The organism is bacterium, assembly GCA_023150945.1.
Classification (GTDB): Bacteria; Zhuqueibacterota; Zhuqueibacteria; order Zhuqueibacterales; family Zhuqueibacteraceae; genus Coneutiohabitans.
In genome coordinates this window covers 28,254-42,608 of the sequence record JAKLJX010000036.1, presented here as the reverse complement: position 1 = coordinate 42,608, position 14,355 = coordinate 28,254, and the positions used below count along the sequence as shown (strand labels likewise).

Here is a 14,355-nt window from a genome sequence, read left to right as displayed (position 1 = left end):
AACAGCAAAAGAACAATAAATCAAAATCACCCCAGTTCTCACAAATTTGGGTAACATTTAATTTTGAGGCAACGGGCCTCAGGAGCGCAACTCCGCTTGCAGCAGTTTGGCCTCCTCCGCCTGCTTGGCCTCCGGGTATTCCTTCAGCAGCAGCGCCAGGACCCGGGCGGCTTCTGTGGACTTCTTGCTCAAGTGATAGCAACGCGCCGCCTGCATGTACAATTCCGGCGCGCGAAAGCTGTCGCGATGATCCTTGGCCGCCTTTTCATAAAGCTCACCGGCCTTGGCAAAGTCGCCGCGCTCGTCATAGGTTGCCGCAACGCCGGCGGCCGCGGCAATGCGCAGGACCGGATCATCGCCGTAATCATCCAAATACTGGCGATAATACTTCTCCGCCTCGGCGTAGGACTTCTTTTGGAAGAATGCGTTGGCCAAGTAGACCGTGCCTACCGCGGCGCTGGGCGTGCCGCTGTAATTATTCACCAGCTTGAGCAACGTATCGATGGTGGCCTGGGTCTGCTGATTCTCATAGGAAGTTTTGCCGTGCGCCAGCAGCACCGAGGCAACGTTCTCCTGGGATTTCTGATAGTAGTTGTACCAAAGCACGCCTGCAACCACGACCGCGACTGCGATCGCGCCCAGCAGCAGGTCCCGGCTGTGATGGCTGATGTAGTCATTCGCCTTGAACCAGGCAGTCACCAGCTTGTCTTGTTTGAGTTCGCGCTTGCTCAGACGCTTTTGCGGTTTCAACATCGGGTGGGTTCCTTGCGATAATGATGATCAATTGGCGTTGGTTGCCGGCAGTGCCCCTAGCAGGATTCGAACCTGCGACACAAGGTTTAGGAAACCTCTGCTCTATCCATTACTGAGCTATAGGGGCGTTGTTTTCCAAAGCGGCGCCAAATGTAGCAACTTTGCCGGGCGGATGCAAGGCCTTTTCCGGCCATGCCGCCCGGTGCATGGGTCGGCGTTCGCTGCCTCCTACCTGCCACTCCTCGCGCAGCACCCGGCGGCATGGCCGGAAAGCCGGACAGCACCCTATTCCGATTCGACATGAATCAGCGTGTGCACCGCATAACCCTCGAGCTGGCGCCGGCCGTTGAGAAAATCCAGCTCGATGAGAAAGCCCAGCCCGATGACTTGGCCGCCGAGTTGTTCCACCAGGCGGGTGGCCGCGGCCGCCGTCCCCCCGGTGGCGAGCAAGTCATCAATAATGAGGACGTTTTCGCCGGTGCTGATGGCATCGACGTGCATTTCGAGCGCATCCGTGCCGTATTCGAGCTGGTATTCCGCGCGCACGGTGGCAGCCGGCAGTTTCTTCGGTTTGCGCGCCGGCACGAATCCGGCGCCCAGGTGCAAAGCCAGCGGCGCGCCGAAAATGAATCCGCGCGATTCGATGCCGACCACCTTGTGCACCGGCTGCCCGCCGAAGCGGTTGACGAATTCCGTGATCGCCATTTGAAAGGGCTGCGGCTCCTTCAGCAGGGTGGTGATGTCTTTGAAGCCGATGCCCGGCTTGGGAAAGTCCTGCACCGTGCGGATATAGCGCGCCAAATCACTCATGCCTGCTCCCGGAGATTTAATCAATGATCTGAAAATGGTTGAACTTGTTGGTCGCGGGCAGCCACTCGACCTCGACGTTCTGGACGGTGGAGAAGCGCGAACCTTTGCGCATCGCGCTGACGAATTCCTGCAGCTCCAGTTCCTCGCCCTCGGCCATCACTTCCACGCGGCCGTCCGGCAGGTTCTTTACCCAGCCGCCGAGATAATGCTGGCGCGCCGACTTGTTCACAAAATAGCGAAAGCCCACCCCCTGCACCAATCCCTGGATGTGTAAATGAACGCATTTCTTCATGGATCATCCTATCGCTTGAAACGCCAACTGCACCGCTTCCGCCGGGGTTGCGGCGGAGATTACACCCGGAACAGCAAACTCGAGATGCAAGCCGATGACGATCTTGCCGAACTTCAAACCAAAAGCGATTTCCGAAAGTGTGCCATGGCTGCCGTCAATGGCAATCAGCGCATCTGCCGTGCGCGCGATAATCACGTTGCGTGCGTCCAGCAAGCCGGTCACGATCTTGAGATCGACAAAGGCATTGGCCTCGGCCGGGGATTCTCCCGGCAGGATGCCGATGGTCAGGCCGCCGCCGGCCTTGGCGCCCTCGCATGCGGCCTCCATCACACCGCCGCGGCCGCCGCAGATCAAGGCCGCGCCCCGGCGCGCGATGCCCTCGCCCACCTGCCGCGCCAGTTCGCGGATTTCCGCGCTGCAGCGCGCGCCGCCGATGACGCCGATCAATTTGAGGTTCGATATTGGCACCGTACTCCTGCGAACTTCTGCTGGATGGATCGCCGCTGCGCCGTGGCCTGCGAAAACCACGCCCCGGTATCAATGCTGAAAGAGTCACAGCCGCGGCGCGGCATCCGCCGGCAAGCTCAATCGAACGAACAGGAACAGTGTCTTTGTTTGATCAATCCTGTTCATCCAGCCAATCCTGTCGAAATCCGCTTCTGGCCTCTCGCCTGATTTGCGTTTTGAGCCGTGCACCCTCGCGTCACGGATACAGCCGGTGCATCAAGCGCGCAAAGGGAATGGTCTCGCGCACATGATGCAGGCCGCAAATCCACGCCACCGTGCGCTCGACACCCAAGCCAAAGCCGGCATGCGGTACCGAGCCAAAGCGCCGCACGTCCAGGTACCAGCGAAACGCCTCCAGCGGCAAATCATGCGCTTTGATTTTGGCCTCGAGCGTGGCGAGATCGTCCTCGCGCTGGCCGCCGCCGATGATTTCACCGTAACCTTCCGGCGCCAGCACGTCCACAGCCAGGGCCTTGTCGGGGTTTTCCGGATCGTTCTTCATATAGAACGCCTTCACCGCGGCGGGATAGCGATGCACCAACAGCGGCTTGTCGAATTTCTCGGTGAGAAAAGATTCGTCGGCGCCGCCGAGATCGCTGCCCGGTTGAAACGGCGGCGCTTCCCGTTCTTTGGCGTAGGCAACTGCCTCGGGCGTCGTCAACATTTTGGCGGCCTCCTCATAACTCAATCGCGGAAATGGCCGCACGATCTTTTCGAGCTTGCTGGTGTCGCGCTCCAGCACCTTCAATTCTTCGCGGCGGGATTCCAGCACGCGCTGCACGATGAACTCGACAAAATGCTCGGCCAGCTCCATGTCGCCGGCGAGATCCATGTAAGCCACTTCCGGCTCGACCATCCAGAATTCGGTGAGATGGCGGCGGGTTTTGGATTTCTCGGCGCGGAAGGTCGGGCCGAAGCAATAGACCTTGCCGAACGCGGCGCAACCGGGTTCCATGTAAAGCTGGCCACTTTGCGTGAGGTAAGCCTTGTCGCCAAAATAATCGGTTTCGAACAGCGTGGTCGTGCCTTCGCAAGCGGCCGGCGTGAAAATCGGCGCGTCGAGCAGAGTGAAACCCTGGCCGTCGAAAAAATCGCGAATGGCTTTGATGATGGTGTGCCGCACACGCAGAATCGCATGCTGGCGCGAGGAGCGCAGCCAGAGATGGCGATGATCCATCAAGAACGTGTCCCCGTGCTCCTTGGGCGTGATCGGATAATCCTGCGCAACGTGCACGATCTCGATGTTCTTCACCAGCAGCTCGTAACCGCCGGGCGCGCGTTGATCCGCCCGCACCGTGCCGGTGGCCACAAACGAGCTTTCCTGGGTGAGCTGCTCGCAGCGGCTGAAGATTTCTTCGCCGACATCCTGCCGGGAAACCACGCATTGCATGATGCCGGTGCCGTCACGCAGCAGCAGGAACCACAGCTTGCCCTTGTGCCGCGCATTGTAAAGCCAGCCATAGAGTTTCACTTCCTTGCCGGCATGCGCGCCGATGTTTTCGATATAAATTTTATCGCGATTGATGTGAGCGGGAATCATGCGTTACTCCGTTTGTGTATGAATTCTGGCCTTGCAGCAGCCAGACAAGTGTTTTCAGAATCAAAGCAGTTTGCGAAATTCATCGCACGATGCGGGATTTTCATTGTAAGCCTGCGTCCCGAACAATACCGGCCATCGTGTATGCGTTAACAGGATTGTGTCGCGGAATTGTCACATAGTGTACGCCGTCAGACATGACGATGTGCTTTCCTTGTCGCGCGATGTGAAAGCCAGCTTTCTCCAGGGCTTTCACTGCTTGCAGGTGATTGATGCCAGGAAGCTTCAGCATGGTTAAACGGCAACATCGATTTCGCGAACATCAGCATCCTGTACGGAATCGGAAATGGCAGCGAGATATTCCTGAATTGCATCTCGAATGTTATTGATCGCTTCCTGTTCAGTTGCTCCTTGCGACCAACAACCGGGCAAAGCCGGACAAGAAACGCTATAGCCTTCCTCAGACTGGCGTAAAACAATCGTATATTTCATGTCAATACCTCGCTCGCACGTTATTCCGGTGAAATTGTCTTAACCTACCCAAACTTCTCCATCTTTGCCTCGCGCGTCATCAGATCATTCACGGCTTGCACGGGATTCTTGTCTTCGAACAGAACTTCAAAAACGGCGCGCGTGATCGGCAACTCGATGCTGTGCTTTTGCGCGAAGGCATGCGTTGCCTGCGTCGTGCGCACGCCCTCGGCGACCATATTCATCGATGCCAGAACTTCCTTCAATTTTTGGCCGCGGCCAATGGCCTCACCGACGGAACGGTTGCGGCTCTTCTTGCTCATGCAGGTGACCACGAGATCGCCCATGCCCGACAAACCCGCAAACGTAATCGGATCCGCGCCGAGATACGTGCCCACCCGCGTCATCTCCACCAAACCGCGGGTGATGAGCGCGGCCTTGGTGTTGTCGCCGAAGCCCGCGCCGTCGCCGATGCCGGCCGCCAGCGCAATGATGTTCTTCAGCGCGCCGCCCAATTCCACGCCGACGATGTCGCGATGCGTGTAAACACGGAAATACGGCCCCATCAGCAGCGCCTGCACCTCGCGCGCCGCCTCGAGACTCTCACCGGCCGCGACCACTGCCGTGGGAATGTCGCGCGCCACTTCTTCGGCCAGGCTCGGCCCCGAAAGCGCAACGATGGCGTGCGGCTGCGGCAGGCTGGCGGCAATCACCTGGCTCATGCGCAAATCGGTTTGCGGCTCCAGGCCCTTGACGGCGCTGACCACGATGGTATCCGGTGACAGCGCCGGTAGCCGCGGCACCACCTCGCGTAGCGTGTGCGAGGGCGTGGCGATCAGCGCCACCTCGGTGCCGGCAACTGCGGCCGCCAGATCAGCAGTTGCCTGCAGGCTTTCGGGCAGCGGCAATCCGGGCAAATAGGCTTGATTGCAGTGCTGCGCATTGATTTGCTGCGCCAATGCGGGCCGGCGGCACCACAGGCGCACCGCGTGACTATTCTCACACAAGCGCTTTGCCAGTGCCGTGCCCCAACTGCCAGCGCCAATCACGCCAACCTGTGCCAAGTGCCGCTCCAAAGCAGGTTCAAAAATTACCTGGAATGTCAACCACCCGCGGCGCCCTGCTTGCGGTGTCAAGACGCCGGTGTGACTTCACCAATGATCCAGTTGTGATCACCGGCGGCATGCAAAAACTCCTGCACCGCCGCCATGGTTTCCGGCCGCACGATGACCACCAAACCGATGCCCAGATTGAAGACCTGTTGCATTTCCTCGGTGGTGACGCCGCCGTATTGCTGCAGCAATTGAAAGATCGGCGGCCATTCCCACGCCTGCCAATCCACCGCGAGGCCGAGCGGCGGCCGCAGCAGCCGTTTGGTGTTGCCCACAATGCCGCCACCGGTGACGTGGGCGAACCCGTGAACGCCCTCGCGCTGGCGCAGGCCGGCGATGAGTTTGCGGTAGCTGCGGTGCGGCCGCAGCAGCACGGCGCCGACCGTGTCGCCCAATTCTGCGCGATGCACCTCCGCGGCAAGCTCCGCGTGCGTGGCGATGATCTTGCGCGCCAGCGAGTAACCATTGGTATGCAGGCCGCTGGAGGCAACGCCAATCAACACATCGCCCGCGGCAATACTCTCTCCCGCGAGCACGCTGGATTTCTCCACCACGCCAACGATCGTGCCGGCGAGGTCGAATTCGCCGGCTTGATAGAGGGCGGGCATCTCCGCCGTTTCACCGCCCAGCAAGGCACAGCCGGCCTCGCGGCAAGCTTCTGCAATGCCGCTCACCACTTCCGTTACCACTGCCGGATCCAGTTTGCCGAAAGCAAGATAATCGAGAAAGAACAACGGATCCGCGCCGCCCACCATGAGATCATTGACGCAATGATTCACAATATCCCAGCCCAGGCCGCGATAGTTCTGCAGTTGGCAGGCGAGCTTGATTTTGGTTCCCACGCCGTCGGTGCTCGCCACCAGCACCGGCACGTGATAGTCATGCTGCGGGAATTGATAAAACCCGCCGAACAGGCCGGGGCCGTGCAAAACGTTGGGCGTGTGCGTGCGGCGCGCCAGCTCGGCAATCTTGCGCTTGGCGGTTTCACTCGCCGCGAGATCAACACCGGCAGATTTATAATTCATGTCCCGCTTTCAGTTTCTCGAAATATTTCCGGCGCGCGTGGCCGAAGAACGCCAGATGTTGCGGATGCTTGTAGTCGGGATAAGTCCAGGGATTGGTCTGGAACTTTCCGTCTTTGACATAAAGCTGGACATCGGCGTAGATGCCGCGGCCCAGGTAAATGCGATGGGCGAAATTTTTGGTGGTGGCCAGCACCAGCTTGGGCGCTTCGAGATAGCCGGGGTCGAAATTGATCCGGCGCTTGCCCGCCACACTGTGCTCCTGTTCCCAGGCAATGGTCCGGTGTTTCCACTCCGGCAGGGTGGCCGGGTCGATCAACTGATCGCAGAGCAGGAAGACCTTGCGCAAATCCGGCCCCATTTCCGCGCGATAGTAATCGCTGAAGTCAAACGCGAAAGCCGGACTTTGCAGCAGCAGACTGCCGCAGCCCTCCTGCACCAGCCGCACAATTCCATCGTCCGTGTAATCCGGGGCATAAAGCACGGCCAGAAACAGCGCCACCGGCGCAGGCGGTTTGATGAGTGCCATGATCAAGGAACGAAAGCCAATACGAAAAACAGCGCCAGCACCAGAACAAAGTGCAACAGGTAAGCGGGATAGATCGAGCCGGCTTTGAGTGTGATCCATCCGGCGGCTGCGCCCCACACGAATGCCAGCCCCGCACCTGCGGTTTGCGAGGGAAAGCCGGCATGATAATGTGCTGCGGCGAACACGAAGGCTTGCGCCGCGATCGCCAAGCCTGCCGGCAAATGCTGCTGCGCCGCGGCCAGCAACATGCCGCGAAAAATCGTCTCCTCCATCAGCGCACTAAAGGTGGCGTAGCCCAGCGCAACGATGAGCAAGACATCCACCGGCCATTGCCGCGGCGTGGGATTCTTCCCCACCCACTCGGGCTGCTGAAAATAGATCGCGAGAATCAGCGCAGCCAGCAAGAGGCCGAGCAGCAGGGCAGGCCGCGTCCATTTGCGCGTTTGGCCCGGAGCAAAGTGTAATTCCTGCCAGGACCGGCCGCTCAGGAAGAAAAGGCCCAGCATTCCGGTGAGGATGAAGATGTTCGAAAAGGGATAGGCCACTGAGAAATACTGATTCTGAATCGCGAGCGAGAAGGCGCAGAAGGCGAAGAGGGTCTGCGGCAGGCGCGCGTGCGCGCGCCAGACCGGAAGCATTCCCAACAAAGACAAAACGCCGAGGCCGGCGGTGGCGATCAATCGTTGGTCGAGCAGGAAGAATGCGGCAAGGGCGGCCAATGCCGCGATCAACAGGAACAGGCTTTGGGGGGAGAGCTTGGAAATGGGCGTAGGTCCGAGCGCAGGCTTGAGGTCGATCAAAACTTCGCGATCACCATGAGTGGGGTCGGCAAAAGTGCCGTTGACGTTGTCATCCGCACGGAATTGTGGGTTGGACATAGTGAGCTGGCTGAAAATTTCCACGGCGCGGCCGGAATCCTTTCCGGTGAGCGTGGCCCGTCTTGTGTATTCGCTGCCGCGCGGTTCATGCTCTGCTTGCGCGTTTTTGAAGTGCACAAAATAATCCAACCCCTCACAGAAAAGCAAGAGGAAAATCGGCTTGCGCGGCGCGGAATTGCTGCAGATTGTGGCCAATCTGCCCAATGGCCCAGGCGGCACAGCGCGCCGCGAACTCAGCACTGCGCTGCAAGTCGCCGCTTTTGATCCAGGCCGCGAGAAACGCGCCGTGAAACACATCGCCGGCATTGGTGGCATCCACCAGCCGCGCCGGTGGCACCGCCGGCACGCTCAACTCGCGGCCCTGGCTGAGAAACAGGCTGCCCTCCTGCCCGAGCGTGATGCCGGCAATGGCCACGCCGTGACTCTCCAGCACGCGCAGCATGCCGGCCGGCGTCAGTGCGGGATCCAGGCGGCGCATGACATCATCCGAGACAATGGCGAGATCGCAGCCGGCAACGATCTCCTGCCAGTGCGGCCGCAGGCTGCCCATGTCCAGAAAGATTTTGCTGCCCTGCGCCTTGGCAAGCTGTTTGGCGCGCCGGGTTAAAGCCAGGTCGCGGCCATCGAGATAGACCCATTCGGCCGGCGGCAATTCTGCGGGCCTCGGTCGCGGCAAGGCAGGCGGCTCTTGCAGCAAAACGGTACGCTGGCCGGTCGGTGCTTCCACCAAAATGATGGCCTCGGCGATGGAAATGGCGTTGTCCGCGGATTCCGCCCGTTGGTGGGACAATCCCAGTTTTTCGAAGTAGGAAGTGACGAACGCAGCCGGCGCGCTGGGAGCCAGCGGCAGCCCCCAATGCACCTGCAGGCCCAATGCCGCCATGGTCATCAGGCCGACTGCCACCGGGCCGCCCGGCTGGTCTGTCCAGGAGTGAACCGACAGCTTTTGATTCGGTTGTGGGAAATTGTTCAACAGCAGGATGCGGTCGCGGGTGAGCAAACCGTATCCAACGCAATCAAACCGGCGCATGGAAGAAGTCAGAGCGAGCTGAGCCGATCGCAGTGAGTGAGAGAGCAAACCGGCCGGCCGCAAAGGCAGCCGGCTTGTTCCTCACCGGGTTCTTATTCCTGTTTTCCGTAAAGGGCCTCGAGCAGCTTATCGCTGATGCCCATCATGCTGAAACCGCCGTCGTGAAAGAGATTTTGCATCGTCACTTTGCGGGTCAAATCCGAGAGCAGCGTGACGACGTAATCGGCGCAGTCTTCCGCCGTGGCATTGCCCAGCGGTGAAATCTTTTCGGCGAAATCATAGAGCGCGTTGAAGCCCTCGATGCCGGTGCCGGCCGTGGTCTTGGTCGGACTCTGCGACACGGTGTTCACGCGAATGCCGCGTTTGCCCAGGCGCGAGCCGAAACTGCGGGCAATGCTCTCCAGCAAAGCTTTGGCATCGCCCATGTCGGAATAGCTCGAAAACGTGCGCTGCGCGCCGATGTAGCTGAGCGCCACGATGCTGCCGCCGTCATTGATCGCCTCCACCTTCAGCGCCTGCGCGATGACGCGATGCAGCGACATGGCCGAGACATCGAGCGTCTTGTGGAACCATTCGTAGTTGAGATCATCATACGGCTTTTTCTTACGCACATTGGGCGACATGCCGATGGAATGCACGATGAAATCCACCGCGCCGAGCTTTGTTTTCAGCTCGGCGAACGCGGTTTGCAGCTCTTCGCTCGAGCTGGCATCGCAGGCGATCAGGGGCGCGTCGCCGCACTGCTTGGCGAGCACGTCAATCTCGCCCAGCCGGAATGCCACCTTGATGTTGGAGAGCGCGAGCTGCGCGCCTTCGCGATGGGCAGCCAGCGCGATTTGCCAGCCGATGCTTTTTTCGTCCAGCGGGCCAAAGACAATGCCCTTTTTGCCCTGCAACAGGCCATAGCTTTTTGGTTTCATCTTGCCCTTCTTTCATGAACTGAAATTGAATTCAGTAATCTAGACGGAGACAGGGTTGTTTCCATGCTTAAGTCAATCACTCAACCCAGCATGTACAAAGAGAAAGCGTGATGTCGGCGCACTCTTCATAGACTGTTAGGATTAGATGCCGAAGAAACTCCATTCTTACCGTCATCAGAAAACCGGATCATCGTCTAGATCAGACTGTTTGACATTCTTTTTGAGTCCGTATCTTTCGATCACAGACTGAACCAACTCAACAAACCATGTAGGTGCAGATGGTGAAACGAAAACAGCCTCGATTAGTCTATCAAGATCAACTTCTATGTATTTCCCGTGCTCATATGGAGGCCTATCGAAATTAATGACACCTTGCTGAAGACTTTCTTGAAATCTCAAGATCACAGCCCGAAATTCGCATTCGAATCCAAAGCTCCTCCTTTTGCAAAAGAAACGATCCAAGAGTCTGCCTTCATTAATCCTTTCGGATTGGAAATCAATATATCTCACATTTCCAACAAAAATATCGTCATCAAGAACATCTGTGAAGCTATTTTTGAAGCGATCAATTGTTGACTGAATAGCGATTCCATGAGCGCCGTTGATGTGAAATTTCCACATTGCAGCGATTTCATATTCACTTGCGCACCAGCAGTTGACGAGACAGAGTTTACGTATTTGTTCAAATGCATAACTATGAAATTTAGACATAGTGTCCGCGTTTTCGGCGAAGTATTTGCCGTATTCTTCTGCTCGAATGCTTATGTTGGTCTTGGGAAAAGACCCTTCAAAACGGTCCTCGAGTTTGTCAATCCGAGAGAAGAACAAGGCCTTCCTGTCAACCAAGGAAAACAACTTCGTAACATCACAGTAGCGCCAAATCTTTGTGCCGCCATTGACTGGTTCTTCAAAGACCGAGCGTATTCGCCCCACTTCAATCTCCTTTATCAACTGCACGACACCTGAACACAGCACAAAATCAAAACTATGCGATCAGTCCCCTCTCTGCCCCAATTGCCCCTTTGCTGCGCCTTTCGTGCCCCTTTTGCCCCATTTATTTCCCTCTAATTTTATAGTAGGTTCCCTTGCCGGTCGAACCCACACGCTCGAGAATGCCCTTCTCCTCCAATTCCCGCAGTTCCTCCGAGGCTGTACGCTTTTTCACCCCGGCCAATTCCTGGTATTCCTGATTGGTGATGCGGCGCCGCTTTTTGACATAAGCCACGGCCTGTAACTGGCGATCGCTGAGATCCTGCTCCAGCAAGAAATCCTCAGTGAGGCGGTCTTTGCGCAGGCTCAACATGATGCCCTGCTGTTCGCGCCATTCCGGCTCAGGCAGGCCGAGTTTGCGGCATTCTTCGATGATACGATTCGTGCCGCTGCCCCATTTTTCCACCAGCCCGGTTTCATAGAAGGCCGCGCCGATCAGCTTGTTGCGCAGCACGGATTGATGCCGCCGCCTGAGATCTTCGATTTGCAGGTTCGGCGGCAGGCTGCCCGGATTCCAAATCAGCAGTTGATCGTCATAAATGCGGATCTGCGTCGCCATCGCCGCGGTGTAGTCGCGATGGCAAATGGCATTGATCAAGCCCTCGCGCAGCGCCGGCAGCGGATAATCCCAAACATCTTCACGCTGCAATTGGCCGCTGATGACCAGCCGCACGGTGAGATGCTTCTGAATGAAGGCGAATGCCTGCTCGATTTGATCGAACAGCGTGCCGGTAATCTCCTGCTCATCCACGATGACCGTCTCGCTCTTGAACCGGCCGGCCTTGATGCGCGCATGCGCGAGGTGCGCTTGCGGATTCCTGCCCAGGAGCAACACCGCCGCCATGGTGGGCTGGCCGGCCTGCAGCAGTCCGAGCTGGCTGAGTTGCTCCGGCAATGGCGCGGCGGCATCGGTAGCCTGGCGGCGCTGCTCCCGGCGCATCTCCAGGAAGCGCTGCATCTTTTCAATATCGAGATCCGCGAACTGCGCCGTCTCACACGGCGTGGCATCCCAACTGCGGCTCACGCTCTGCAAATGCAGCCGCGCAATCTCCGCCGCTGAGAGCAGCAGATTGCTGGCGCCGGCGCGTTGATAGCAGCGGCCATTCACCGCCACCGGCTTGAGCGGCGCTTCGGGAACGCGCACGATCACAACCGTTCCGGCCGCCAGTTCGTGCCTCTCGATGGCGGGAAGCACTGCCGGTTGCAGCGCCCCGCTGATGCGCGCGAGCAGGGCTTCAGGCTGAACGAGATTCACCGGCGACTCCTCCCCGCTGCCGCCACCACCCAAAAGAACCGTGCCGCCCTCGGCGTTTGCCAGAGCGCAACAGGTGGCGAGAAACTCTTCATCATCACGAAGGCAGCGGGCGAGATGCAAAGATGGGGGAGCGTTCAGCAATTCGACGAGGCTCATGATGCCAGGGTTATTTTCATGCGGCGCAGTCGGGGAATGGACTTTCCACCGGACGCGGGCGTGTCTCCTCTCCTCGAGCCGGAGCAGGTGTCATTTGAACGCGGCTAAAATAGCAATTCAGGCAGGAAATGTCAAATCGTTCTTTGCCGGCAAGGTTTGTCGACTTGGCCTTGGCGGACGGACGGGTAATTCGCATGCGAGAACCGGCACTCCGGAACAGGGAGAGCCGGGCTGATAGTGGAAGCGCACGGCGCCGGAGGTGACGGCGAGATGGCTGAAGCTCACGGTGTGGGCCTCGGCGCGGTGCATGCAGACCGAGAAGGCGCCGGCTGCCGGCACATGGCTGGCGTGAAAGGCGCGCAGCATTTCCGCTGACCAGCCGCCTGCCAGCTCTTGGTATTGGCGAAAGCACGCGCGGCGCTGCGCGACGACTTCCGGCCCGGAAAAAGAAGAAGTCGATAGCGGCAGGTCACTCTCTGCCAACCCGCGCCACTGCAGAAGCTGACGGTTCCAGGTGAACAGCCACACCGGCTGATCCAGCGCGAAGATGAGCAGCAGGAAGGGATGGTAAGCGGCCAAGCGCTGTTCACGCAGGCGTGCGGCAACCTCATCGGGTGTCGCCGCGGTGAGCAGCGAAACCAACAGCAGGCCACGGCTGATGGGCCAGGCCGGCGGAGCACCGGCGGAAACGTCATAGTGATTCAGCAGACACAGGCTCACGCCGAACTCATTCGCGCCGATCCACGCACCGCCGGCCTCACCATCCACCGGCGCGAGCGTGGCCACGCCCGCGCGGTCGATCAGCGTGGGCGGCAAAGCCGGCGGCCGCGTCTTCAACTCATCGCGGTTAAAGAAGACTTCATAGCCCGCCGGCCGGCGAAGCCAGGTCACGGTGCACATGCCGGCAGGCTCTTGCGGTAGTTGAGCGTCGAAGGCGCCACGCCGAATTCCTCGCTCGGTTCCCAGCCTTGCGCGCGCAGCAGAATGGCAATGATGGCGTAGTGGTGAATCGTGTGGCTCACCAGATATTGCAGCTCGCGCTTGAGCGTCGAGCGGCTCCAGTTGGCGGCGTCATCATGGCTGCCGCTGTCGACTTTCACGGTCAACGGCAGCTCCGGCGGCGCCGTCAATTGCTGGAAGCCGGCAATCAGGTGTTCGAACTGCTGCCGGGCAAATTCGCGATCGCGCTCCAGCCGCGGGTTGCGCGCGCGCGCATCATAATCGATTTTGCCCGCCGGCAATCCGGCCAGCAAGCTGGAGTAATGATCCAGCGTATGCCGGAGGTGCGGACCGATACCGCTGCCCAAATGGGAATGGCCCTCGCCGCGATACAGCTCATCGCCAATCTCGGTCAGCAGCTGCAGCCCTTGATGCAGGCAACGCAAGTTGTCTGCCACCATTGTTTCTGTGCTGTTCATGTTCCTTCAGCTTCAAAAGATCGCCATTGCCGATATCGCCGGTTCGTCCGCTGGCGTGCTCAATTCAGGAGGCCACCGGGTTATTCGCCAAAACCACGGCCGGCCGGGCTTGCGGACAAAGAACCCAACCACGCACGCCACCGGTTTATTCCAACTTCCTCACTGCAGGCGTTTGACAATATGCCAGCCGAATGGGCTTTTCGCCTGCTCGAATTCCACCAGGCCGATTTCGCCGACCGCGAGTTGAAAGGCAACATCGCCGAAGCCGCCAACCATCATGCGGCGTTCATATTCTCCTGCGCCGGCGGTCACGCCGTGGTTGGCGAGTTTGAAGCGTCCGGGATATTCATCGTTGGAATACTGGCGCACCAGCGCGTCGAAGTCCGCGCCTTGCCGGGCTTGTTCCAGCACTTGCTTGGCCAGGGCTTTGGCTTCGCTTTGCGGCCGGTTGAGGCTGCGGCCCGGCAGGGAGCCATAGAAGCCGATCAAGATGTGCTGCACCTCGATGTGCTCCGGCTCGGGTTTGCGCGCCTGTTCGCGACAGCCGACCAGCATGAGCGTGAGCATCAGGAAAAGCGTTCGCGTTCGCATCTTCTCCTCCTCAAATCCCAACGAATCCGAGCCCGCAGGGCAGCACGGAAATTTTCCAGCGGAGAGAAACGGCCCCGCGGGTGA

Annotated in this window: 18 protein-coding genes and 1 tRNA gene; all 19 read right to left on the bottom strand. The window is 59.1% G+C overall.

Annotated features, from left to right (window positions below; translation table 11 throughout):
* Window positions 1-78 precede the first annotated feature (78 nt).
* The 19 genes from L6R21_26680 to L6R21_26590 all read right to left on the bottom strand — a co-directional run bounded on the left by L6R21_26680 (window position 79) and on the right by L6R21_26590 (window position 14,271).
* Window positions 79-753, bottom strand: a complete 675-nt coding sequence (locus L6R21_26680; GenBank protein MCK6562793.1) for a tetratricopeptide repeat protein — start codon at window positions 751-753, stop codon at window positions 79-81.
* Between the two features lie 51 nt (window positions 754-804).
* Window positions 805-880, bottom strand: a tRNA-Arg gene (locus L6R21_26675).
* Window positions 881-1,038: 158 nt separating this feature from the next.
* Window positions 1,039-1,563, bottom strand: a complete 525-nt coding sequence (locus L6R21_26670; GenBank protein MCK6562792.1) for an adenine phosphoribosyltransferase — start codon at window positions 1,561-1,563, stop codon at window positions 1,039-1,041.
* 16 nt (window positions 1,564-1,579) lie between these two features.
* Window positions 1,580-1,855, bottom strand: a complete 276-nt coding sequence (locus L6R21_26665; GenBank protein ID MCK6562791.1) for an acylphosphatase — start codon at window positions 1,853-1,855, stop codon at window positions 1,580-1,582.
* Between the two features lie 3 nt (window positions 1,856-1,858).
* Complete coding sequence (locus L6R21_26660) at window positions 1,859-2,323, bottom strand: TIGR00725 family protein (protein ID MCK6562790.1); 465 nt, start codon at window positions 2,321-2,323, stop codon at window positions 1,859-1,861.
* Window positions 2,324-2,558: 235 nt separating this feature from the next.
* A complete protein-coding gene (gene asnS / locus L6R21_26655) occupies window positions 2,559-3,902 on the bottom strand; it encodes an asparagine--tRNA ligase (GenBank protein MCK6562789.1) in 1,344 nt (447 codons plus the stop codon).
* Between the two features lie 100 nt (window positions 3,903-4,002).
* A complete protein-coding gene (locus L6R21_26650) occupies window positions 4,003-4,191 on the bottom strand; it encodes a type II toxin-antitoxin system HicA family toxin (GenBank protein ID MCK6562788.1) in 189 nt (62 codons plus the stop codon).
* Between the two features lie 2 nt (window positions 4,192-4,193).
* Entirely contained in the window at window positions 4,194-4,391 is a 198-nt protein-coding gene (locus L6R21_26645; protein MCK6562787.1) for a type II toxin-antitoxin system HicB family antitoxin, read from the bottom strand.
* A gap of 44 nt (window positions 4,392-4,435) precedes the next feature.
* Entirely contained in the window at window positions 4,436-5,434 is a 999-nt protein-coding gene (locus tag L6R21_26640; GenBank protein MCK6562786.1) for an NAD(P)H-dependent glycerol-3-phosphate dehydrogenase, read from the bottom strand.
* Window positions 5,435-5,502: 68 nt separating this feature from the next.
* Entirely contained in the window at window positions 5,503-6,507 is a 1,005-nt protein-coding gene (gene purM / locus L6R21_26635) for a phosphoribosylformylglycinamidine cyclo-ligase (GenBank protein MCK6562785.1), read from the bottom strand.
* Complete coding sequence (locus tag L6R21_26630) at window positions 6,497-7,033, bottom strand: DUF4416 family protein (GenBank protein MCK6562784.1); 537 nt, start codon at window positions 7,031-7,033, stop codon at window positions 6,497-6,499. The genes purM and L6R21_26630 overlap by 11 nt, the downstream gene beginning before the upstream one ends.
* A 2-nt stretch (window positions 7,034-7,035) precedes the next feature.
* A complete protein-coding gene (locus L6R21_26625) occupies window positions 7,036-8,028 on the bottom strand; it encodes a CPBP family intramembrane metalloprotease (protein ID MCK6562783.1) in 993 nt (330 codons plus the stop codon).
* A 16-nt stretch (window positions 8,029-8,044) separates the two neighbouring features.
* Window positions 8,045-8,911, bottom strand: coding sequence for a carbohydrate kinase family protein (locus tag L6R21_26620; GenBank protein ID MCK6562782.1), 867 nt, complete (start codon window positions 8,909-8,911; stop codon window positions 8,045-8,047).
* Window positions 8,912-9,033: 122 nt separating this feature from the next.
* Window positions 9,034-9,861 carry an enoyl-ACP reductase gene (locus L6R21_26615; GenBank protein ID MCK6562781.1) on the bottom strand — a complete coding sequence of 276 codons (828 nt, stop codon included), beginning with the start codon at window positions 9,859-9,861 and terminating at the stop codon, window positions 9,034-9,036.
* A gap of 174 nt (window positions 9,862-10,035) precedes the next feature.
* The gene (locus L6R21_26610) at window positions 10,036-10,794 is read right to left on the bottom strand and encodes a hypothetical protein (GenBank protein ID MCK6562780.1); all 759 of its coding nucleotides are present in this window, start codon (window positions 10,792-10,794) and stop codon (window positions 10,036-10,038) included.
* A gap of 121 nt (window positions 10,795-10,915) precedes the next feature.
* The gene (locus L6R21_26605) at window positions 10,916-12,262 is read right to left on the bottom strand and encodes a putative DNA binding domain-containing protein (GenBank protein MCK6562779.1); all 1,347 of its coding nucleotides are present in this window, start codon (window positions 12,260-12,262) and stop codon (window positions 10,916-10,918) included.
* A gap of 117 nt (window positions 12,263-12,379) precedes the next feature.
* On the bottom strand, window positions 12,380-13,153 hold the full coding sequence (locus tag L6R21_26600) for an NRDE family protein (GenBank protein MCK6562778.1): 774 nt from the start codon (window positions 13,151-13,153) through the stop codon (window positions 12,380-12,382).
* Window positions 13,150-13,680, bottom strand: a complete 531-nt coding sequence (locus tag L6R21_26595) for a DinB family protein (GenBank protein MCK6562777.1) — start codon at window positions 13,678-13,680, stop codon at window positions 13,150-13,152. The genes L6R21_26600 and L6R21_26595 overlap by 4 nt, the downstream gene beginning before the upstream one ends.
* 159 nt (window positions 13,681-13,839) lie before the next feature.
* A complete protein-coding gene (locus L6R21_26590; protein ID MCK6562776.1) occupies window positions 13,840-14,271 on the bottom strand; it encodes a peptidyl-prolyl cis-trans isomerase in 432 nt (143 codons plus the stop codon).
* Between the last annotated feature and the right edge of the window lie 84 nt (window positions 14,272-14,355).